This is a genomic window from Kribbella sp. NPDC020701 (assembly GCF_055562215.1).
Window position 1 is genome coordinate 282,690 of record NZ_JBVHFT010000004.1, and the last position, 19,647, is coordinate 302,336.

General features: G+C 68.2%; 22 protein-coding genes. 13 read left to right on the forward strand and 9 right to left on the reverse strand.

Annotated features, from left to right (window positions below; translation table 11 throughout):
• The first annotated feature begins 91 nt into the window (after positions 1–91).
• Together ACZ3HV_RS11535 and ACZ3HV_RS11540 are read left to right on the forward strand one after the other, a co-directional pair.
• Positions 92–1,867, forward strand: a complete 1,776-nt coding sequence (locus tag ACZ3HV_RS11535; RefSeq protein ID WP_465683301.1) for an ABC transporter ATP-binding protein — start codon at positions 92–94, stop codon at positions 1,865–1,867.
• Positions 1,864–3,636 carry an ABC transporter ATP-binding protein gene (locus tag ACZ3HV_RS11540; protein WP_465683303.1) on the forward strand — a complete coding sequence of 591 codons (1,773 nt, stop codon included), beginning with the start codon at positions 1,864–1,866 and terminating at the stop codon, positions 3,634–3,636. Before ACZ3HV_RS11535 ends, ACZ3HV_RS11540 begins: the two co-directional genes overlap by 4 nt.
• On the opposite strand, the gene pyrH is transcribed toward ACZ3HV_RS11540, so the two are convergent.
• Positions 3,629–4,336, reverse strand: a complete 708-nt coding sequence (gene pyrH / locus ACZ3HV_RS11545) for a UMP kinase (RefSeq protein ID WP_465683305.1) — start codon at positions 4,334–4,336, stop codon at positions 3,629–3,631. The two genes, ACZ3HV_RS11540 and pyrH, sit on opposite strands and share 8 nt — an antisense overlap.
• Before the next feature lie 76 nt (positions 4,337–4,412).
• Between pyrH and ACZ3HV_RS11550 the strand changes: the two genes are divergently transcribed.
• From ACZ3HV_RS11550 to ACZ3HV_RS11560, 3 genes are all read left to right on the forward strand, one after another.
• Positions 4,413–5,288: a DinB family protein gene (locus tag ACZ3HV_RS11550; RefSeq protein ID WP_465683307.1), complete on the forward strand. Its 876-nt coding sequence runs from the start codon at positions 4,413–4,415 to the stop codon at positions 5,286–5,288.
• A 35-nt stretch (positions 5,289–5,323) separates the two neighbouring features.
• A complete protein-coding gene (locus tag ACZ3HV_RS11555) occupies positions 5,324–5,953 on the forward strand; it encodes a VOC family protein (protein WP_465683309.1) in 630 nt (209 codons plus the stop codon).
• A gap of 226 nt (positions 5,954–6,179) precedes the next feature.
• Positions 6,180–7,106, forward strand: coding sequence for a small ribosomal subunit Rsm22 family protein (locus tag ACZ3HV_RS11560; protein WP_465683311.1), 927 nt, complete (start codon positions 6,180–6,182; stop codon positions 7,104–7,106).
• Here the strand turns inward: ACZ3HV_RS11560 and ACZ3HV_RS11565 are convergent.
• From ACZ3HV_RS11565 to ACZ3HV_RS11575, 3 genes are all read right to left on the reverse strand, one after another.
• Positions 7,103–7,864 carry an SDR family NAD(P)-dependent oxidoreductase gene (locus tag ACZ3HV_RS11565; protein ID WP_465683313.1) on the reverse strand — a complete coding sequence of 254 codons (762 nt, stop codon included), beginning with the start codon at positions 7,862–7,864 and terminating at the stop codon, positions 7,103–7,105. The two genes, ACZ3HV_RS11560 and ACZ3HV_RS11565, sit on opposite strands and share 4 nt — an antisense overlap.
• A 106-nt stretch (positions 7,865–7,970) precedes the next feature.
• The gene (locus tag ACZ3HV_RS11570) at positions 7,971–8,852 is read right to left on the reverse strand and encodes an AraC family transcriptional regulator (RefSeq protein ID WP_465683315.1); all 882 of its coding nucleotides are present in this window, start codon (positions 8,850–8,852) and stop codon (positions 7,971–7,973) included.
• Between the two features lie 4 nt (positions 8,853–8,856).
• Positions 8,857–9,177, reverse strand: coding sequence for a nuclear transport factor 2 family protein (locus ACZ3HV_RS11575; RefSeq protein ID WP_465683317.1), 321 nt, complete (start codon positions 9,175–9,177; stop codon positions 8,857–8,859).
• A 79-nt stretch (positions 9,178–9,256) separates the two neighbouring features.
• Here ACZ3HV_RS11575 and ACZ3HV_RS11580 point away from each other — a divergent pair, with 79 nt between their 5' ends.
• Complete coding sequence (locus ACZ3HV_RS11580) at positions 9,257–10,066, forward strand: MerR family transcriptional regulator (protein WP_465683319.1); 810 nt, start codon at positions 9,257–9,259, stop codon at positions 10,064–10,066.
• A 2-nt stretch (positions 10,067–10,068) separates the two neighbouring features.
• Here the strand turns inward: ACZ3HV_RS11580 and ACZ3HV_RS11585 are convergent, their stop codons facing one another.
• The 4 genes from ACZ3HV_RS11585 to ACZ3HV_RS11600 are packed head-to-tail and all read right to left on the reverse strand — an operon-like array spanning position 10,069 to position 12,668.
• Positions 10,069–10,521: a GNAT family N-acetyltransferase gene (locus ACZ3HV_RS11585; protein ID WP_465683321.1), complete on the reverse strand. Its 453-nt coding sequence runs from the start codon at positions 10,519–10,521 to the stop codon at positions 10,069–10,071.
• A complete protein-coding gene (locus ACZ3HV_RS11590; protein WP_465683323.1) occupies positions 10,511–11,302 on the reverse strand; it encodes an alpha/beta fold hydrolase in 792 nt (263 codons plus the stop codon). The genes ACZ3HV_RS11585 and ACZ3HV_RS11590 overlap by 11 nt, the downstream gene beginning before the upstream one ends.
• On the reverse strand, positions 11,299–11,718 hold the full coding sequence (locus ACZ3HV_RS11595) for a VOC family protein (RefSeq protein WP_465683325.1): 420 nt from the start codon (positions 11,716–11,718) through the stop codon (positions 11,299–11,301). Before ACZ3HV_RS11595 ends, ACZ3HV_RS11590 begins: the two co-directional genes overlap by 4 nt.
• Before the next feature lie 11 nt (positions 11,719–11,729).
• On the reverse strand, positions 11,730–12,668 hold the full coding sequence (locus ACZ3HV_RS11600) for a helix-turn-helix domain-containing protein (protein WP_465683327.1): 939 nt from the start codon (positions 12,666–12,668) through the stop codon (positions 11,730–11,732).
• Positions 12,669–12,739: 71 nt separating this feature from the next.
• Between ACZ3HV_RS11600 and ACZ3HV_RS11605 the strand changes: the two genes are divergently transcribed.
• The 3 genes from ACZ3HV_RS11605 to ACZ3HV_RS11615 all read left to right on the forward strand — a co-directional run bounded on the left by ACZ3HV_RS11605 (position 12,740) and on the right by ACZ3HV_RS11615 (position 15,281).
• Positions 12,740–13,735 carry an NAD(P)H-binding protein gene (locus ACZ3HV_RS11605; RefSeq protein ID WP_465683329.1) on the forward strand — a complete coding sequence of 332 codons (996 nt, stop codon included), beginning with the start codon at positions 12,740–12,742 and terminating at the stop codon, positions 13,733–13,735.
• Between the two features lie 131 nt (positions 13,736–13,866).
• Positions 13,867–14,835, forward strand: a complete 969-nt coding sequence (locus ACZ3HV_RS11610) for an endonuclease/exonuclease/phosphatase family protein (protein ID WP_465683331.1) — start codon at positions 13,867–13,869, stop codon at positions 14,833–14,835.
• Positions 14,832–15,281 carry a DinB family protein gene (locus ACZ3HV_RS11615; RefSeq protein WP_465683333.1) on the forward strand — a complete coding sequence of 150 codons (450 nt, stop codon included), beginning with the start codon at positions 14,832–14,834 and terminating at the stop codon, positions 15,279–15,281. Before ACZ3HV_RS11610 ends, ACZ3HV_RS11615 begins: the two co-directional genes overlap by 4 nt.
• Here ACZ3HV_RS11615 and ACZ3HV_RS11620 read toward each other — a convergent pair.
• Positions 15,278–15,676, reverse strand: a complete 399-nt coding sequence (locus ACZ3HV_RS11620) for a hypothetical protein (protein WP_465683335.1) — start codon at positions 15,674–15,676, stop codon at positions 15,278–15,280. The genes ACZ3HV_RS11615 and ACZ3HV_RS11620 overlap by 4 nt on opposite strands.
• A 62-nt stretch (positions 15,677–15,738) precedes the next feature.
• On the opposite strand from ACZ3HV_RS11620, the gene ACZ3HV_RS11625 reads away from it, so the two are divergent.
• The 4 genes from ACZ3HV_RS11625 (at position 15,739) to ACZ3HV_RS11640 (ending at position 19,512) form a co-directional block, all read left to right on the forward strand.
• Positions 15,739–16,182 (forward strand): helix-turn-helix transcriptional regulator, encoded by a 444-nt coding sequence (locus ACZ3HV_RS11625; protein ID WP_465683337.1) that lies wholly within the window; start codon positions 15,739–15,741, stop codon positions 16,180–16,182.
• Positions 16,183–16,192: 10 nt separating this feature from the next.
• Complete coding sequence (locus ACZ3HV_RS11630) at positions 16,193–16,603, forward strand: VOC family protein (protein WP_360374825.1); 411 nt, start codon at positions 16,193–16,195, stop codon at positions 16,601–16,603.
• A gap of 80 nt (positions 16,604–16,683) precedes the next feature.
• Positions 16,684–19,065: an ATP-binding cassette domain-containing protein gene (locus tag ACZ3HV_RS11635; protein ID WP_465683340.1), complete on the forward strand. Its 2,382-nt coding sequence runs from the start codon at positions 16,684–16,686 to the stop codon at positions 19,063–19,065.
• 105 nt (positions 19,066–19,170) lie between these two features.
• Positions 19,171–19,512 carry a VOC family protein gene (locus tag ACZ3HV_RS11640; protein ID WP_360374821.1) on the forward strand — a complete coding sequence of 114 codons (342 nt, stop codon included), beginning with the start codon at positions 19,171–19,173 and terminating at the stop codon, positions 19,510–19,512.
• Positions 19,513–19,647: the final 135 nt, after the last annotated feature.

The following is a 19,647-nucleotide window of genomic DNA, read 5'->3' on the forward strand; positions in this document are numbered from 1 at the left end:
CACCTGCGGGTACGCCACCGAGTACACCAGCCCCCACCCCAACCAGCAAAACCTTTTAGCACCGCCCTACATCCACCCCTAGGCTGCCGCCATGCCAACCTCCGCCTCTGGCCGGCTCGTCCTCGTCGCCCGAGTCGCGTGGCTCGCCTGTAAGGGGTGGAGTGTTGCGGCGGTTGTTGTGGTGGTGGGGGAGGCTGCGGTTGCTACTGGGGTGATGGTGGCGATTGGGCGGTTTACCGGGGCGTTGTCTGCGGGGGAGCGGGTCTGGTTGTGGCTTGGGGTTACGGGCGGGCTGTTGGTGGGCGGGCCGTTGCTGGCGGTGCTGCGTGGGTGGATCAGCGCGAAGACGACGGCTGCGACGGCGGCGTACGTGCTGGATCTGGTGGCGGAGACGAGTCTTGAGCCGCGGGGGATCGAACTGCTCGACTCGCCCGGGTTCTCGGGGCGGCTGCAGGCGGTGGTGGCGGCGACTCGGGACTGGACGTTTCTGTTCGGGCTCAACAACATCTGGGCTGTTCTCGCGCAGCGACTCGGTGGGGTCGGGGCATTCGTCGTACTGCTGACCTGGCGGTGGTGGGCTCCGTTCGTCGTGGCCGGGTCGTTCGTCCTGATGTCGTGGACGTTCGCGCGGTGGGTGAACTCGGCGTTCGATCGAGTTCTCGAGGTGTCGGCCGGTGGCCGGCGGCAGGCGACGTACCTGCGGAGTCTGCTGACCAAGCCGGCGGCGGCCAAGGAGGTTCGGCTCTTCGGGCTGGCGGACTGGTTGCTCGATCGCTACAAGTCCACCTGGCTCACGACGATGGCTGAGCTGTGGCCGCTGCGGAAGCGTGGGCTGCGTCCGGCGTACCTCGCCTGTCTCGTGACCGCCGTGGTGATCGGCGGCGTGCTGTATGTCTTGACCTCGGACGTCGTCGCGGGAACCGTCGGTGTCGAGTTCGCCGTGACCCTGATCCAAGCGGTGCTCGCGGTCCAGGCCTTCGGGATCCTGGGTGATACCCAGCGAGCAGTGGGCCAGTACGCCGCCACCGTCCGCGGACTGTCGATGCTCCGAGCCGAGGTCGGCCTGCCGGCACTCACCCCAACCGCCACCATGCGTACGCCGGCAACCGTCCCGCACGGACCGGCGTCGGTCGAGCTCAACAACGTCACCTTCACGTACCCGACCCGCGACCGTCCGACTCTGACCGGCCTGAGCCTGACGGTCCCCGCCGGTCAGTCGCTCGCGATCGTCGGGGTCAACGGTGCCGGCAAGTCGACGCTGATCAAGCTGCTCTGCGGCCTCTACCAGCCGGACAGCGGGACTGTCCGCATCGGCGGTGCGGACTCCGCCGACGAGATCCGGTCCCGCGTCGCCGCCATCTTCCAGGACTTCGTGCGTTACCCGCTCCCGCTGCGCGACAACGTCCGGATGGGGGCCAATGGCAATGATCAGCCTCTGCTGGACGAAGCCCTCGGCAAGGCGGCCGGCGCCGGTCTGCTCCGCCGCCTCGAAGACGGGTGGGACACGGTTCTGTCGTCCGGGTACGCCGGTGGCACCGATCTGTCCGGTGGACAGTGGCAACGGGTCGCGCTGGCTCGCGCCATGGCCGCAGTCGGTGGCGGCGCCGGCGTACTGATCCTGGACGAGCCCACGGCAGCGCTCGACGTACGGACCGAGGCCGCGCTGTTCGACCGCTTCCTGGAGATGACCCGTGGCGTGACCACCGTTCTCGTCACCCATCGGCTGTCGAGTGTGCGGCACGTCGACCGGATCGTCGTCCTCGATCCGGTGCGTGGCATCGTCGAGGACGGCAGTTACGACGCGCTGATGGCAGCGGACGGCACCTTCGCCCGACTCTTTCGGCTTCAGGGGAGCCGGTTCTCATGACCCGCGGCCTGTGGATGGTGCTGAGTGCCTCGTTCCGGGAGAGCCCTCGGCTGGCCTTGAGCTGCCTGGCCGAGACCGTCGGGCGATTGCTGACGGCCGCGATCCCGCTGTTCCTCGGCCTGTTCGCCGCGGGTGCGATCGCGGCGGACCGCCGTCAGATGGTGCTCGCGCTGCTGGCCCTCGTCGCCGCGACCGGCGTTCAGAACCTGCTGCAGCTCATCGGCACGAATGCGCGGATCGCCCTCATGGAGCGGGTCGGCTTCAGCTTCGACGTCCAGGTCGCGGAGCTGGTCGCGAAGGCTCCGACGCTCGAGCATCTCGAAACACCGGACTACCTCGACCGGACCCAGTTGCTGCGCGATGCCGAAGGCGTCCTCGGTGGCGCGTTCAACAGGTTGCTGAACATCGTGAACCACTTCGCCTACGCCGCAGGGGTTCTGATCGTCGCCGCGTCCGCGGACTGGCGGCTGCTCCTCCTGGTCGTCGTCGGCCTTCCCCGGCTGCTGGCCACCCGATGGACGAACCGGTGGGGCCACGCGGCCGAGAAACAGAGCGCCGAGCCCGGAAGACTCGGCAAACACCTGGTCGACCTGGTCACTTCACCGGCCGGAGCAGCCGAGGCACGCGTCTTCGGCCTTCAGCCGGAGCTACGGAGGCGCATTCGGGCCAGCGTGCTCGCCTGGCAAGCTCCGGTCGTCACGACCGCCCGCAAGCAGGGCCTCCTCTCCGCCGCGCTCTCCACAATCTTCTTCGGCGCGGCCATCGGCGTACTCGCATGGATGACGTACGACGCCCTGCACGGCAGGACGCCCGTATCGGCGTTGGTGGTCGCGGTCGCGGCGGTCAGCGGACTCGAGAGCGTCAGCACCATCGTCACGAACGCGGTCCTGGACACCACGAGGCTGCTGCGCAACGTGTCACGGTTCGTCTGGCTCCAGGACTACACGCGACAGACGACCGGCGACGGTACGGCGCTCGCCCCCGAGCGGCTGAGCGCCGGGATCACCCTGGAGCGCGTCCGCTATCGCTACTCCGGTGCGGAGGCAGACGCGATCGCCGACGTGGATCTTCACCTGCCGGCCGGCTCGGTCGTCGCGTTGGTCGGCGAGAACGGGACCGGGAAGTCGACGCTGGTGAAGCTCCTGACCGGGATGTACCAGCCGACCAGCGGTCGGGTCCTCGTCGACGGTGCGGACCTGGCTGCGATGGAACCAGTGGCATGGCGGTCCCGGTTGTCCGGAGCGTTCCAGGACTTCGCGGACTTCGAGCTGGTGGTCAGAGAGGCGGTCGGTCTCGGCGACCTGCAGGCACTGGACGACGAGGCAAGGATCCGGCAGGCCGTGGGCGCCGGATCCGCCGACGAGGTGCTGTCCGCGTTGCCGTCGGGCCTGGCGACCCAACTCGGGACGACGTGGGACGACGGTGTGGAACTGTCCGGCGGGCAGCGGCAGCGGCTCGCGATCGCGCGCGGAATGATGCGGCGACACCCACTGATACTGGTGCTCGACGAGCCGACGTCGGCCCTCGACGCGACCGCGGAACACGAGCTCTTCGAGCGGTACGCCGACGCCGCCCGGGAGGCCCGGTCCGTCGGTGCGGTGACGATCCTGGTAACCCACCGGTTCTCGACCGTCAGCGTCGCCGATCTGATCGTGGTGATGGATCAAGGCCGGGTCACCGAGGTCGGAACTCACACGGAGTTGCTGGCGGCCGACGGGCAGTACGCGGAGCTCTTCGAGCTGCAGGCGCGGGCCTACCGGCTCAGTTGATCAGAGTGCCGATAGGTGTGCCCGCGGTGATGGCTGCGGCGGTGGAGGGGCCGTCGATGTCGAAGACGTGCAGGGGGAGGTGGTGGTCGCGGGCGAGGATGAAGGCGGACTGGTCCATCACGCCGAGGCCGCGGTCGATGACCTCCTGGTAGGTGAGGTGGTCGAAGCGGCGGGCGCCGGGGTGCTTGTTCGGGTCGGCGTCGTACACGCCGTCGGTGCCGTTCTTGGCGACCAGGAGGGCGTCGGCGCCGAGCTCGACGGCGCGCTGGACGGCCGGGTAGTCGGTCGTGGTGAACGGCTGCCCGTTGCCGCAGGCAAGAAGGACGATCGAGCCCTTCTCCAGGTGCCGGAGGGCCCGGAGCCGGATGTACGGCTCGGCCAGGTTGTTGATCGGGATCGCCGTCATCAGATGGACCTCGGCCTCGCCGAGCGCCGTGAGCCGGCCGCGGAGCAGGACGGCGTTGATCACGGTGCCGAGCATGCCGATGTTGTCGGCCTCGACCCGGTCGATGCCCCACTCGTCGGACCGGTTGCCGCGGAAGACGTTGCCGCCGCCGACGATGACCGCGACCTGGACACCGGTGGCGTGCAGTGCGATCACCTCGTTCGCGAGGTGGGTGAGCCGGTCGCTGTCGAAGCCGAACTCGCTCGGACCGGCGATTGCCTGTCCGGACAGCTTGAGGACGAGCCTGCGGTACATGCCGCTCCGTTCGATCAATGGCGGTGATCTGTTCTCGCCATTCTCACCCGGCAGGAGTCCGTGCGACGCTGGCCGGGTGACCGAGTTCAAGCAGCAGAATCTGGCCGGCTCGCGGTTCGAGGAGCTCTCGCTGAAGGAAGCGGCGTTCCACCAGGTCGATCTCGGCGGCGCGCGGTTCGACGACGTGAACCTCGGCGGAGTGGAGATCAGGAACGTCAACCTCAAGGGCGCGCACCTCGACGACGTGAACCTGAGCGGCCTGCGGATCGAGAACGCCAATCTGACCGGCGCCACGATCCGCGGTGCGGCCGTGGTCGACGTGTCGATCGATGGTGAGATCCGCAATCTGCGGGTCTGGGGCGTGGACGTGGTGCCGCTGATCGACGCCGAGTTGAACCGCCGGTACCCGGACCGCGTGAAGATGAGCCCGACCGACGCCGCCGGCTACCGCGAGGCGTTGGACATCCTCGAGCGGCTCTGGACCGAGACGGTCGACCGGGCCCGGACGCTGCCGCGGGAGTTGTTGTACGAGCGGGTGGACGGCGAGTGGTCGTTCATCGAGACGCAGCGGCATCTCGTCTTCGCGACAGACGCATGGGTACGGCGTGCCGTCCTCGGCGACCCGGCTCCGTGGGACCCGCTGGATCTGCCGCACGACGAGATGCACGACGTCCCGTCCGTTCCGCGTGATCGCGACGTACGGCCGTCTCTCGACGAGGTCCTCGCGCTGCGCGCCGACCGGATGGCGACCGTCCGTGCGGTCTTCGACGAGCTCACCGACGAGCGGCTGACGCAGCTGACCGAGCCGGTGCTGGAGCCCGGGTATCCGGCGTCGAAGAGCTATCTCGTGGCTGAGTGTCTCGGCTGCATTCTGAGCGAGGAGTGGGAGCACCGGATGTACGCCGAGCGGGATCTCGCCGTACTGCGGGAAACTGTCGGTGGGCCGTCCTAGCCTCTTCTGCATCGCGATTCTTTGGAGGTTGGGCCATGGACATGTTGAGCGGCAAGGAGATCCAGGACGCCGGTCTGGATGACTGGCGCAGGCTCGCGCAGGGACTTCACGCGTCGTTCCTGGTCGAGTCGTTCGCGGACGCGCTCACGTTTGCGAGTTCCGTCGGCGAGGTCTGCGCGGCGGCCGGGCAGGACCCGGACGTCCGGCTGACCGGGACGTTCGTGGACGTGAAGATCGGTGTAAACGTGACGCAACTCGATGTGGACCTCGCGCGGCAGGTCAGTGGGATCGCTCGGTCGCTCGGCCTGAAGCCCGACCCGGCTGCCGTGGCTCAGCTGGAGCTCGCCCTGGACACCGCCGACCGGGAGGCGATCGGTCCGTTCTGGGCCGCCGTACTCACCGGCGGCACGCACAAGGGCAACGACGTCGTCGGTCCGGCCGACCGCATCGCCAACCTCTGGTTCCAGGGCACGGAGCCGCACGAGACGCCGCGCCAACGCTTCCACGTCGATCTCTGGCTTCCACCCGAGGTGGTTCCGGCCCGGATCGAGGCTGCTTTGGCGGCCGGCGGGACGGTGGCGTACGACGACGAGGCGCCTGCGTTCACCGTCTTGGCCGATCCTCAGGGCAACAAGGTGTGCCTGTGCACCTCTCTGAGTCGCTGAAAATCAGGCGCGGACCGGGGGTGCGGTTGGCTAGAGTCGTGATCGTCTTGATCCGAGGAGGTGCGTGATGGCTTGCATGGTTATCCGGTTCCGCGCCAATCCCTCCTCGGCTGCTGCTTCCTGACAGCTCTCCCGGACCGGTTGGTGCGTCGCGGCGTCAGGCCGCGGGTCTCGTGCGCCTAGGCGTACTCCGTGCCGACCGAACCGGAGATTCTTCATGTCCCCCGTGGACACACAACTTCATGCTGCCCTCTTACGAGCCCTGGACGGTGTCCAGTACGACGTACTGCGCCGCCGGGTCACCGCTATGTCCGACCGCTATCGGTCCGAACTGATCGACGACGGCACCCCCGGGATGCGCGACGACCTGGACTGCCTCGCGTACGCCGTCGTACGGATGCCGGCCACCTTCCGGGCGACCCACTCGGCGCTCGTCGCGGCGGCCCGGCACGTCCACACCAGCTTCACCACTCACCTCGACCTCGGCGGCGGCACCGGAGCCGCGGCGTGGGCGGCGGCCGCGGTCTGGCCGGCCATCGCCACCGAGATCGTCGAACGCGAGCCGGGCGCCATCCGGCTCGGTCAGCAGCTTGCCGATGGCAACCAAACCTGGACTGTCGCCGACCTCCGCCAGTGGGGTCCACAACGCCAGGTCGACCTGATCACCATCTCCTACGTGCTCAACGAGCTCTCCGACGCCGCCCGCCGCGAGCTCGTCGACACCGCGGCACGAGCAGCCGGCACGGTCGTGATCGTCGAGCCCGGTACGCCGCGCGGGCATCGCCGTACGCTCGAAGTTCGCGATCAGCTCATCGAGCACGGGCTGACGATCGCGGCGCCCTGCCCACACCAGTTCGGGTGTCCGGCCGACTGGTGTCATTTCGCCGTACGGCTGCCGCGGACCGAACTGCACCGGGTGCTGAAGGACGGGACGCGGAACTTCGAGGACGAGAAGTTCACCTACCTCGTCGCGACCCGCGCTCCGGCCGAACCCGCGTCGGCCCGGGTGATCAGCAGGCCCGTTCGTCCCAAGGGGCAGGTGATTCTCGATCTCTGCACCACCGCCGGCTCACGTGAACAGACGGTGGTGCCGAGGTCGTCCAAGGACTACCGCACGGCCCGCGCCGCAGGGTGGGGTGACGCCTGGGGCTAGAGGTCGTAGCCTCCGGAGGCTTCCAGCGTCTGGGCCGTGATCCAGGCGCCTTCGGGGGAGAGCAGGAAGGTGATCACCTTGCCGAGGTCGTCCGGTTCGCCGATGCGACCGAGGGCGGTGCGCTCGGCGATCGGCGGGATCAGTTCGGGATAGCGGGCGAACGCGTCGTCGCCGAGGCGGGTCCGGGTCACGCCAGGAGCGACGGCGTTGACCCGGATTCCGCGGGAACTGAGCTCCTTCGCGAGGTAGCGGGTGAGCACCACCTGGGCGCCCTTCATGCTCGCGTACACCGAGTACCCCGGCTCCGGCCGGGTCGTGGGCAGCGCCGAGGTACTGCTGGTGTAGACGATCGACCCGCCGTCCGCGATCAGCGGAAGCAGAGTCTGGGTGAGGAAGTACGGACCCTTGAGGTGGATGCGCAGCATCTGGTCGAACAAGTCGTCGGTGGTGTCCTCGAACATCACCGGCTGCTGCCCGACGCCGGCGTTGTTGACGAGGAAGTCGAACGACGTCCGACCCCACTGTTGCAGCACCTCGGCGACTGCGGTCTTGAAGTCACCGAACGATTCCGCGCGACCGACATCCAGCGGCAGGGCGACCGCCGTACCGCCGTCCTTCTCGATCCGGGCGGCCGTCTCCAGGCCGCCGTCGCGGTTGCCGTGGTAGGTCAGGATCACCCCGATACCGCGCTTCGCGATCTCGAAGGCCGCGCTCTGCCCGATGCCGGAACTCCCGCCGGTGATCACAGCTATTTGCATGATCGTGTCATTCTCCTACGCCGTGTTGAACAGGTACGCGTCCAGTACACGCGTAGTACAGTGGAGTCGATAGATCATTGCTCGCCAGCGCTTGCACGATCCTGCTCTATGGCAGCGCTGCTTCCTCACGGAGCCGGCCGGCGTCACGGCTGGGCGGCGTACCGAACTCGCGCCGGTACTCGCGGCTGAACTGCGACGGACTGTCGTACCCCACGGCGTACCCGGCGCTCGTCACGTCCTCGCCCAGGCCGAGCAGCCGCAACCGGGCTTCCTGCAGCCGGATCTTCTTCTGGAACTGGATCGGGGTCATCGCGGTCACCGTGCGGAAGTGGCGATGGAAGGCCGACGTACTCATCCTTGCCATCGTCGCCAGGTCCTCGACCCGGAACGGTTCGGTGTAGTGATCGCGGATCCAGCGGATCACCCGGGCGACGTGCGACAGGCTGCTGTCCGCGAGCCCGATCTCCCGGATGGCGGCGCCCTGCGGACTCCGCAGCAGTCGCCAGAGGATCTCGCGTTCGACGAGTGGCGCGAGTACGCGGGCGTCATCGGGTTCGTCGACCAGGCGCAGCAGACGGATCACGGCGTCGACGAGTTCCTTGGGCGCCTGGCTGATGGTGAGCCCGTGAACGGACGCGCCCGGCGTCTGATCGTCGGCCGACTCCAGGAGGAGCTCGGCGATCCGATCCGGCCGGAGCTCGAGGCCGACACCGAGACACGGCTCCTGTTTCGATGCCTCGACGAAGTGCCCGGTAACCGGGAGATCGACCGATACGACGAGGTAGTCGCCGGCGCCGTACTCGAAGACCTGGTCGCCGACCGCGAGCCGCTTCCGGCCCTGCGCGACGAGCGCGAAGACCGGTGTCGCCAGGGAGGACATCGGCGGAGTGGGCGCGTCGACGATCGACAACAGCAAGCCGTCGACCGCCTGCTCACGCCCAGCCGCGGCAACAATCAGCTCCCGCAACACCGCCAGTGCCTGCTCCACACCCTCAGGCTATGACGAGCCTCCTGATCACGTCGCCCTTGAGGGTGAACGTGAAGTCGAGGTCGACGCTTCCACCGGGGAAGTCGCCCTCGAGGTGATGGGTGGCGACGTAGGTGTTGTCGTCGACTTGCCGGTGGCCGATCAACTCGGTGGTGTAGGTGTACTCGCCGGCTGCGCGACCGAGCCAGTCGCGGATCTCGTCGCGACCGCGGTACGTCTTGCCGTCATCGCTGACCTCCGCGTCGTCGGCGTACCACTGCATGGCGGAGTCGAGGTCGCGTGCGGTGTGGGCGGTCAGGTACTTCGTGATGGTGTCAGGCAACATGCCGACCACGGTGCCGGCTCCTCCGGGGAGAGGGTCAAGGAATTGACTCTCTCGCAGGGGGAGGGTGCACAGTGGCCGGGTGAGTCGGGGACTGACGATCGGTGAGTTCGCGCAGGCGACGCATCTGAGTGTGCGTACGCTGCGGCGGTATCACGAGAGTGGTCTGCTCGAGCCCGCCTCGGTCGATGCGGCGAGCGGGTATCGGTACTACACGACCGAGCAGATTCCGTCGGCTCAGGTGATCCACCGGCTGCGGGAGCTCGACGTACCGCTGGCGGAAGTCGGGAAGATCCTCGCCACCGACGATCCACAGGTCCGCGCGGACATGATCGCCGCCCACCTCGACCGGTTGCAGGCTTCACTTGACCGGACCCGGGCGGCGGTGACTTCACTCCAGCGACTGCTCCGCCCCGATCCCGGCGACCTCGTGGTCGAACTGCGCTCCGAGCCGGCCCGGATGGTTGCCGCGATCACCGATGAGGTGGACCTGGCCGACGTACTGACCTGGTACGACGGCGCCATGGCCGAACTCGACTCCGCCGTGGCCGCTCAGCATCGCCTAGGCCCACCGGGCGGCCTGTACGACAACTCCCTCTTCACTGCGGGCCGCGGCACAGTCCTCGTCTACCACCCTGTCGCCGCCCCACGATCCACCGGCCGGGTCCATCCAGTTGAACTCCCCGCCACCGACCTGGCCGCGACCATCCACCACGGCCCTCATGACGACATCGACGTCACCTACGGCCGCCTCGCGAGCTGGACGCACAACCACACCCTCGCCGTCGCCGGGCCTGTCCACGAGACCTACACCGTGGGACCCCGAGACACGCTGGACCCCGCCGCCTGGCGCACCGAACTAGCCTGGCCCGTCTTCCGCCTCAGCACCTGAACTCACCGATCCGGCCGGGCGGTGTACCCGGTCTTCTCGTGCGGGCTGAATCCACACCGCTCGTAGAACGCGTGCGTGGCCGGAGTCTTGGACCCGGTCATCAGCATCACCTTGTAGCAGCCCGCGTCCCACGCCGCCTGCAAGGTGCCGGCCATGATCTCTTTCCCCAGTCCGGTCCCGCGCCGATCCGCATCCACAACCACGTTCTCGATCAAGGCGTACGGGGCCGCGCCACGGGTGAGGTTGGGAATGAGATTGAGGTACGTCGTCGCGACCACGACCCCGTCGACCTCGAGCACGTACAGGCGCAGCCCCGGCGTCCCGAGGATCTGAGCGAAGACATCCCGCCCGTCCAGCACCACCGGATCCCCAGGATGCAGCTGCCGATACAGCCCCATGACCGCGTCGAAGTCAGCATCTCCAGCCTCGCGGAAGCGGAACACGTCAGTCGACATCGAGGAAGGTGGTGACGGTGTCTTGGACGAGGTTGGTGCGGGTGAGGCCGTTGAAGTGGGTGGTGCCGGGGAAGATGGCTAGTTGGGAGGTGGGGACGCCGGTGAAGTCGCCGTTGACGTCGCCGCCGCGGAGTTGGAGGAAGCGGACGACATGGTCGAGCTTGACCGCGTCGCAGTCGCCGAAGGTCAGCAGGGTGGGAGCGGCGATGCCACGGATGTCGTCGTCGGACCAGCCGGCGGTGCCACGGTCGTAGCCACCCAGCTTGTCGAGCAGGGCCTGCAGGTGCTCGAGATCCGGGTGCGGCGACTTCGCCAGGTACTCCGCTTCCATCGGCGTACCGGCGATCATCTCCACCTTCATCTCACCGACGGCCGCGTTCTCCGGGCGGTCGCCGTCGGGGTGGAACGACACCGACGAGATGACTGCCTTCCGGACCAGCTCCGGATGCTTGATCGTCAGGTACAGCGCAACCGCACCACCGACACTGAACCCGAAGAGATCCACCTGCGGTACGTCGAGATGCCTCAGCAACCCGACCACATCGGACGCCAGCGCGACCGTACCCAACGGCCGGTCGATGTCATTGGTGTAGCCATGCGCCTGGAAGTCGGTCGCGATGACCTGCCGCTTCTCGGACAGACCGGGCAGCAACGCGCCGAACTGCAGGTCGATGTTGAACAACCCGCCGTGCAACAGCAGCAACGGCGTCCCACCCGAGCCGTGGATCTCGTAGTACATGCGGAGTCCGTTGACATCGGCGTACCCGGTTTGCTTGCTCATGCGACCCCCACCAGGAGACAGAAAGGATGTCCGGCTGGGTCGGCCAGGACGTAGAGGGGCTCGGACTCCTCGGACGTTCGGTCCAGGAGGAGCGTGGCACCGAGTTCTTCGGCGCGCTGCCGGTGTCGCTGCAGCTCGTCGACGGACGGGACGGCGTAGTCGATGTGCAACTGCTTCGGTACGCCGGGCTCCGGCCACGTCGACGCCGGCAGCTCATCCACCCGCTGAAACGCGAGCTGCCGACTCCCCGCCTCGTCCACCAGCACCAGCCAGTCAGCGTCATCCTCGACACCATCACCCGGCGGCTCGTCACCCTCGCGATACCGCAACCCCAGAAGTTCCCGGTAGAACTCCGCCAACCCCCGCGCATCCGTAGCATCCAGCGCGGTATGCATCCGCTTCGGGTAGCTCGTCATACCGGCAGAGCCTACGTGGTGTGGAAGGACCTTCTGTAGGTGTCGGGTGGGACGCCGACTACTCGTTTGAACTGGCGGCGGAGGGTGGTGGCGGTGCCCATGCCGGTGGCTATTGCGACGGATTCGATGCTGTTGTCGGTGGCCTCGAGCAACTGTTGGGCGCGGCGGACGCGTTGGGTCAGCAGCCATTGGAGTGGGGTCTGGCCGGTCACCGAGCGGAAGAGCCGGCCGAGGTGGCGGGGACTGGTGTTCGCGTGCCGGGCCAGGTCGGTGACCGTCAGCGGCTGGTCAAGGCGTGCCTGCGCCCAAGCCAGCAGATTCGCGAGCGTGTGGTCACCGCTGACCGGGACCGGCGTGGAGACGAACTGCGCCTGACCGCCGGCCCGATGCGGCGGTACGACGAGGCGCCGCGCGACCGTGTTCGCGATCGTCGCGCCGTGGTCGAGGTGGATGAGGTGCAGACACAGATCGACCGCAGCGGCCTTGCCCGCAGACGTGAGCACGCTCCCGTTGTCCGTGTACAGCACGTCCGGATCGACCTCGGCCTGTGGATAACGCGCGCTCAACGCGGCGGCGTGGCCCCAGTGCGTGGTGGCCCGTCGACCGTCCAGCAGGCCGGCAGCGCCCAGTACGAACGCGCCCGTGCACAGCGACGCAACCCGGGCTCCGGCTTCGTGGGCTGCCCGGACTGCCTCAACCAATGCGGCCGGCGGCGGCTCGTCGACATCGACGCAGGCCGGCACGATCACGGTGTCCGCGCGGGCCAGCCGATCCAAGCCGTCGTCGGGCTCCACCATGAACGGCCCGACCTGGACCGGACCCGGGCCACAGAGCACAACGTCGTACCAGTCCTCGACGGCGTCCAGCGGCGGATTGCCGAGGATCTCGTACGCGATCGCGAACTCGAAGTGGAGCAGGTGCCCGGCGGTGGCCAGCGCGACGGTATGCATGTCCGAAAGTGTACGCATGGTGTCGTTCCGGACTCTCACGATTCCGGTCGATGGACGGCAAGACTCGTCGCATGAACTCAGTGGTGGTTTACGGAGCAACCGGGCACACAGGCCGTTTTGTCGTCGAGGAGCTGCTGCGGCGCGGCTTCCCGACCGTCGTCTCGGGCCGCGACGCGACGACCCTCGAGACCCTGGCTTCCAAGTGGGGAGCGGTGGACGTCCGGCCGGCCGCAGTCGACGATCCGTCGGCGCTCGACCGGGCGCTGCAGAACGCCGCCGCGGTCATCAACTGTGCCGGTCCCTTCGCCTCGACCGCCGACCCGGTGATCGACGCAGCAGGCCGGGTGAGGATCCCGTACGTCGATGTCGCCGCCGAGCTGGAGGCCAACGTGTCGACCTTCGGCCGGCGCAGCGAGTCGCTGATCCTCCCGGCGATGGCCTTCTACGGCGGCCTCGGCGACCTGCTGACGACCGCGGCGCTGGGGGAGCGGACCACCGCCGACGAAGTGCACGTCGCCTACGGCCTGAGCAGCTGGCACCCCACGCCCGGTACTCGCGCCGCCGGACAGGTCTCGCACGACCGCCGGGCCGGACGCCGGGTGAGATTCAGCGGCGGAGCGCTCCAGTACCACGACGACAAGCCGGTCCAGCAGGACTGGATCTTCCCGGCGCCGCTCGGCCCCCGACGCGTGATCGCCGAGTTCACCATGGCCGACGTCATCACCATCCCGAGCCACATCGCCGTACCCGAGGTCCGCACCTACATGACGCTCGAAGCCGCCGGCGACCTGGCCAACGCGGACACACCGGCGCCCGTGGCCACCGATGCACAGGGCCGCTCCGACCAGACCTTCGTCGTCGACGTCCTGGTCCGCACCGGCGACGACGAGCGCCGGGCAACGGCCCGCGGGCAGGACATCTACGCGATCACGGCTCCGCTCGCGGTCGAAGCAGTACGACGGATCCTCGCCGGAGAGACCCGGACGACGGGCGTGGCCTCCGCAGGCGCGTTGTTCGACGCGGCCGACTTCCTGAAGAACCTGCCCCTGGACGTCGACCTGCCATAAGCCGCCTGCTGCCGAAGACTGTGGTCTAGCCAGCAACACGTCAGACTCGTCCTCCACCCGTTTGTTCATGCGAAGCCGGTTTCGATCCGCTGGAAGCCGACATAGCCTGGCCGTGGGTGGGGGGAGTCGACATGCACGTGGGGAATCGAACGTCGTCGCGAGTGCGACGCTACGCCGGGGTTGTGGTGGCCGGTTTGCTGCCGTGGACCTGGTTCCTGCTGCGCGACCAACTCGGCGTCGTGACCGACGTCGTGGCGATCGTGTTGCCGATGCTGGCGTTGGTGACCGCGCTGCTCGTGGGATTCGTCGGTCGGCGACACAAGGCAGCGCTTGCCTTCGCGGTGTCGACGCTGGTGGTCGCGATCGTCGCGACGGTACTGCCGTGGGTTCCAGACGGCGTCGGGACCGTCGACCGGTCGCGCGCCTTCCGGGTCGCGGCGGCGAACATCGGCAGCGGCGAACTCGACGGCGCCGACAACCTGCTCGCGCTCGGCGCCGACGTGCTCGTCGTCTCCGAGATCGGGCCGCCGCTGACCGAGCGACTGTCCCAGTCGTACCCGGTGCACGTGGCCGATTGGGACGGACCTGCGATCGGCATCTTCAGCCGGTGGCCGCTGACCGTGCTCGAGCGGCCGGGGCCGGACCTGCCCGGCTACGTGCTCCGGGTCCAGGCTCCCTCGCAGACCTTCGACCTGATCGCGGTCCATGTGCCGCGTCCGTGGTGGACGTCGGGCGGGTCGTCGTACCGGACAGTCGAGGACAGCGGAGTGCCGTACCAGACGACCGTCGCCGACCACCACCGGCTGATCGAGCAGATCGCGGCCCGGGTCGAACGAGACGACCGTCCGGTAGTAGTCGCCGGCGACTTCAACACCACCGACCGCGGCCGCGACTACCGGCTGCTCACCAACGACCTTGACGACGCGATGCTCGACACCTGGGGCCGGCCGTCACAGATCGGCAGATGGACGACGCTGCTGGTCCGGATCGACCATCTCTTCGTGAAACCGGGCTGGTGCGCCGACGACAGCCGCTGGTACAAGATTCCTGTGTCGGATCACCACGGCCTCATCTCCACTGTCGGACCCTGCATGCCATGACCACCGAGCTCGAGCAGCTGCGCGCGACCCTCGACGGGCTGCGCGCGGGCGTGTTGAAGAAGCTGGCCGGTCTCAGCGAGGCCGACGCCCGCCGCAGCACGGTTCCCTCGGGTACGAACGTCGCCGGCCTCGTGCAGCACCTCACCTTCGCCGAGTCCAACTGGTTCGAGGAGGTCGTCGCGGGCGGCAAGGCCAAGCGCGGTAAGCGCTCGATGCAGGTCGATCCCGAGGTCAGCCTGAAGACGCTGCGCGCCGACTACCGCGCCGCCTGCGAGGCCTCGAACGAGATCATCGACGCCATTGGCGATCCCGACGCTCCGGTCACCCGCAACGGCAAGACCCACGACCTCCGCTGGGCCATCCTCTCGGTCATCGGCGAGACCGCTCGCCATGCCGGCCACGCCGACATCATCCGCGAGCAACTGGACGGCACGACCGGCCGTTAGCCACCCGCGAACGCCGCGTAGAGCCGCGGCGGCGGTGTGGTGGCGTCGGGCCAGCGGTCGCGCATCGCGGTTGCCACGGAGGTGGCCCAGTCGGTGAGCGCCTGGAGCGTCGCGGCTTGGGTGGTCAAGCGGGCGAAGGCGGAGATCCGCTCGACGGTTCGCAGCCCGGCGATCTCACGCCGCAGGTACGCCGGCCCGCCGTGCCCCTCACCGTCGACGCGCGTCGTCTTCACGATCACGGTCCGTGCGTCCTCGAACGTCACGCGGCTGACCGGAGCCCAGTCATGACCGACCGGGTGCACCGCGGCGACGACCGGTCGCGCGCCCCACACCGAACCCAGCCCATCCAGCACCAGGTCGAGTCGCTCCGAGGTCAACGGGTGCTGGGCGGTCACAAACGCCGAGGCTACAGGTGTGGTGAATGACTTCCTTGCCGCGACGTGGCACGATTTCAGGGATGACCGGCAGTCCGACTGATGCGCAGCGCTTGGGGGACCTCGCGCGGCTGCGGCGTGTCAAGGACCGGATCGATCGGGAGTTCGCGCAGCCGCTCGACGTCGACGCACTGGCTCGCGGTGCCCACATGTCGTCCGGGCACCTGAGCCGGGAGTTCAAGCGCGCTTACGGAGAGTCGCCGTACGGGTACCTGATGACGCGCCGGATCGAGCGCGCGATGGCGTTGCTGCGGATCGGGGACATGAGCGTCACCGACGTCTGCTTCGCGGTCGGCTGCCAGTCGCTCGGCACCTTCAGCACCCGGTTCACCGAACTGGTCGGCATGCCGCCGAGTGCCTACAAGGAGCGCGCGACCGACGCGACCGCCGGCATTCCGTCGTGCGTCGCGAAACAGGTGACCCGACCGGTCAGGAATCGAGAAGCTTCCCCGGCGACCAGCACGTAGCGTGACGTCCATGGACATCAAGATTCTCTCGAGCTTCCTCCCGCACACCGATCCGGAGGCGTCGCTGGCGTTCTATCGCGACGTCCTCGGCTTCGAGATCCGCACCGACGTCGGGTACGGCGGCATGCGCTGGATCACCGTCGGCCCGGTCGACCAGCCGGACACCTCCGTCGTGCTGTACCCGCCGGGCGCCGACCCGGGTGTCACCGACGACGAGCGCCGTACCATCAGCGAGATGATGGCCAAGGGCACCTATGCCACCCTCGTGCTGGCGACCAAGGACATCGACGCCCTCTTCGAGCGGCTGCAGGCCACCGACGCCGAGGTCATCCAGGAGCCCACCGACCAGCCGTACGGCGTGCGCGACTGTGCCTTCCGTGATCCCGCCGGCAACCACATCCGCATCAACCAGGTTTCCTGAGCCCAGCCCTGTTCGACCGCAGCCCGACCGTGCCGAACGGAGACCGCGCAGCCGGCTCCGCCCGACAGATGGAGACACCGATGAGCAAGGCCCCGACGTCGGCGAAGCAGCTCGCCGACAGCCACGACCTGATTCGCGTCACCGGTGCGCGGGTGAACAACCTGAAGGACGTCAGCGTCGAGATCCCGAAACGCCGGCTGACAGTGTTCACCGGGGTCTCCGGCTCGGGCAAGAGCTCGCTGGTGTTCGGCACCATCGCGGCGGAGTCACAGCGGCTCATCAACGAGACGTACAGCGCGTTCGTCCAGGGATTCATGCCGACGCTGGCCCGCCCGGACGTCGACGTACTCGACGGCCTGACCACCGCGATCATCGTCGACCAGGAGCGGATGGGCTCGAACCCGCGCTCCACCGTCGGCACCGCCACCGACGCGAACGCGATGCTGCGGATCCTGTTCAGCCGGCTCGCGAAACCGCATGTCGGCGGGCCGACGGCGTACTCGTTCAACGTTCCGAAGCGGACGGCGACCGGCGCGATGATCGCCGACAAGGGCCAGGCCGGCGGCGAGCGGACCGTCGTACGCAACGTCGTCTACGCGGGCGGCATGTGCCCGCGCTGTGAGGGCATGGGCTCGGTCACCGACTTCGACCTGACCGCGCTGTACGACGACAGCAAGTCGCTGAACGAGGGCGCGCTGACGATCCCCGGCTACAGCATGGAGGGCTGGTACGGGCGCATCTTCCGCGGCGCCGGCTACTTCAACCCGGACAAGCCGATCAAGATGTACACCAAGAAGGAACTGCACGACCTGCTCTACCGGGAGCCGACCAAGATCAAGGTCGAGGGCATCAACCTGACCTACACCGGCCTGATCCCGCAGATCCAGAAATCGTTCCTGTCCAAGGAAGTCGACGCGATGCAGCCGCACATCCGCGCCTTCGTGGAGCGGGCGGTGACGTTCACGATCTGCCCCGACTGCGGCGGCACCCGGCTGAGCCAGGAAGCGCTGTCGTCGAAGATCAAGGGCAAGAACATCGCCGACCTCTGCGCGATGCAGATCAGCGATCTGGCCGCCTGGATCCGCGAGCTCGAGGAGCCTCGGATGGCGCCGCTGATCGAGGCCATCGGCGACACCCTCGACTCGTTCGTCGACATCGGGTTGGGGTATCTCTCGCTCGAGCGTCCCGCGGGCACGCTGTCGGGCGGCGAGGCGCAGCGGACGAAGATGATCCGCCACCTCGGATCCTCGCTGACCGACGTCACCTACGTCTTCGACGAGCCGACCATCGGTCTGCACCCGCACGACATCCAGCGCATGAACGAGCTGCTCCTGCAGCTGCGCGACAAGGGCAACACCGTCCTCGTCGTGGAGCACAAGCCGGAGGCGATCGCGATCGGCGACCATGTCATCGACCTCGGGCCGGGGGCCGGTTCGGGCGGTGGCGAGGTGGTCTTCGAGGGCACCGTCGAGAAGCTCCGCGCCAGCGGCACGCTCACCGGCCGGCACCTCGACGACCGGGCGTCCTTGAAGCCGGCCGTGCGTGCGTCGTCAGAGGCGCTGGAGGTGCGTGGTGCCTCGACGAACAACCTCCAGAACGTCGATGTCGACGTACCGCTCGGTGTTCTCGTCGTGGTGACCGGGGTAGCTGGTTCGGGCAAGAGCTCGCTGATCCACGGGTCGGTGTCCGATCGCGAGGGTGTCGTTGCGATCGACCAGGCCGCGATCCGCGGCTCGCGGCGGAGCAACCCGGCGACGTACACCGGGCTGCTCGACCCGATCCGGAAGGCCTTCGCGAAGGCGAACAGCGTGAAGCCGGCGCTGTTCAGCGCGAACTCCGAGGGTGCGTGCCCGGCGTGTAACGGTGCCGGCGTGATCTACACCGAGCTCGGCGTGATGGCGACGGTCGAGTCCCCGTGTGAGGAGTGCGAGGGCCGGCGGTTCCAGGCGTCCGTCCTCGAGTACACCTTCGGCGGCAAGAACATCGCCGAGGTGCTCGCGATGCCGGTGTCCGAGGCTCTCGAGTTCTTCGCCGACGGCGACGCGCGTACGCCGGCCGCCCACAAGGTCCTCGAGCGCCTTGCGGACGTCGGACTCGGCTACCTGAGCCTAGGTCAGCCGCTGACCACGCTGTCCGGGGGAGAGCGGCAGCGGCTCAAGCTGGCGACGCACATGGGGGACAAGGGCGGCATCTACGTCCTCGACGAGCCGACCACCGGCCTGCACCTGGCCGACGTCGAACAACTCCTCGCCCTCTTGGACCGCCTCGTCGACGCCGGCAAGTCGGTGATCGTCATCGAGCACCACCAGGCCGTGATGGCCCACGCCGACTGGATCATCGACCTCGGGCCAGGCGCCGGCCACGACGGCGGCAAGGTCGTCTTCGAAGGCACCCCCACCGACTTGATCGCCAAGCCCACCACTCTGACCGCCAAGCACCTGGCCGAGTACGTCGCCAAGTGAGCTCGAACCGGTCAGGAATCGAGAAGCACCGGGGCTGAGCCGGGAATAGCGTGGGAGTCAGTAAACGTCGGGGGCTGCGAGGCCCAAGAGTTCTGGAGTGACGAAATGACTTCCACGCAAGGCATCAAGACCGTTCTGCACCCGGTGACGGACCTGGAGAAGGCCAAGCCGGTGTACGCCGCCCTGCTCGGGGTGGAGCCGATGGCGGACTCGCCGTACTACGTCGGCTTCGAGGCCGAGGGACAGCAGATCGGCCTGGTTCCGAACAGCGACGACAAGGGCCCGGTCACGTACTGGCACGTCGACGACATCGAGGCCAAACTCGCCGAGGTCACCGCGGCCGGTGCCACCGTGAAACAATCCCCCCGCGACGTCGCCAACGGCCGCCTGGTAGCCACCTTCACCGACCCCGACGGCAACGTCCTCGGACTCGTCCAAGACAGCTGACAACCTGGCGGGGGAGAGGATGCTCTCCCCCGCCAGTTATCGTCGGGCGGTGCATTTCACCGAGTACAACACGCGGGTAGCGGCGTACGCGCAGTGGGTGCCGCTGGACGAGGCGCCGTCGCTGGAGCCGCGGGC

Excerpts from the sequence above, each read along its gene's own strand:
- ACZ3HV_RS11630 (WP_360374825.1), top strand. The coding sequence starts at position 16,193 with ATGGACATCAAGATTCTCTCGAGCTTCCTCCCGCACACCGATCCGGAG.
- ACZ3HV_RS11605 (WP_465683329.1), top strand. The coding sequence starts at position 12,740 with ATGAACTCAGTGGTGGTTTACGGAGCAACCGGGCACACAGGCCGTTTT.
- ACZ3HV_RS11625 (WP_465683337.1), top strand. The coding sequence starts at position 15,739 with ATGACCGGCAGTCCGACTGATGCGCAGCGCTTGGGGGACCTCGCGCGG.
- ACZ3HV_RS11595 (WP_465683325.1), bottom strand. The coding sequence starts at position 11,718 with ATGACGAGCTACCCGAAGCGGATGCATACCGCGCTGGATGCTACGGAT.
- ACZ3HV_RS11600 (WP_465683327.1), bottom strand. The coding sequence starts at position 12,668 with ATGCATACCGTCGCGCTGGCCACCGCCGGGCACCTGCTCCACTTCGAG.
- ACZ3HV_RS11540 (WP_465683303.1), top strand. The coding sequence starts at position 1,864 with ATGACCCGCGGCCTGTGGATGGTGCTGAGTGCCTCGTTCCGGGAGAGC.
- ACZ3HV_RS11535 (WP_465683301.1), top strand. The coding sequence starts at position 92 with ATGCCAACCTCCGCCTCTGGCCGGCTCGTCCTCGTCGCCCGAGTCGCG.
- ACZ3HV_RS11590 (WP_465683323.1), bottom strand. The coding sequence starts at position 11,302 with ATGAGCAAGCAAACCGGGTACGCCGATGTCAACGGACTCCGCATGTAC.
- ACZ3HV_RS11565 (WP_465683313.1), bottom strand. The coding sequence starts at position 7,864 with ATGCAAATAGCTGTGATCACCGGCGGGAGTTCCGGCATCGGGCAGAGC.
- pyrH (WP_465683305.1), bottom strand. The coding sequence starts at position 4,336 with ATGTACCGCAGGCTCGTCCTCAAGCTGTCCGGACAGGCAATCGCCGGT.
- ACZ3HV_RS11575 (WP_465683317.1), bottom strand. The coding sequence starts at position 9,177 with ATGTTGCCTGACACCATCACGAAGTACCTGACCGCCCACACCGCACGC.
- ACZ3HV_RS11610 (WP_465683331.1), top strand. The coding sequence starts at position 13,867 with ATGCACGTGGGGAATCGAACGTCGTCGCGAGTGCGACGCTACGCCGGG.
- ACZ3HV_RS11555 (WP_465683309.1), top strand. The coding sequence starts at position 5,324 with ATGGACATGTTGAGCGGCAAGGAGATCCAGGACGCCGGTCTGGATGAC.
- ACZ3HV_RS11615 (WP_465683333.1), top strand. The coding sequence starts at position 14,832 with ATGACCACCGAGCTCGAGCAGCTGCGCGCGACCCTCGACGGGCTGCGC.
- ACZ3HV_RS11640 (WP_360374821.1), top strand. The coding sequence starts at position 19,171 with ATGACTTCCACGCAAGGCATCAAGACCGTTCTGCACCCGGTGACGGAC.
- ACZ3HV_RS11635 (WP_465683340.1), top strand. The coding sequence starts at position 16,684 with ATGAGCAAGGCCCCGACGTCGGCGAAGCAGCTCGCCGACAGCCACGAC.
- ACZ3HV_RS11585 (WP_465683321.1), bottom strand. The coding sequence starts at position 10,521 with ATGTCGACTGACGTGTTCCGCTTCCGCGAGGCTGGAGATGCTGACTTC.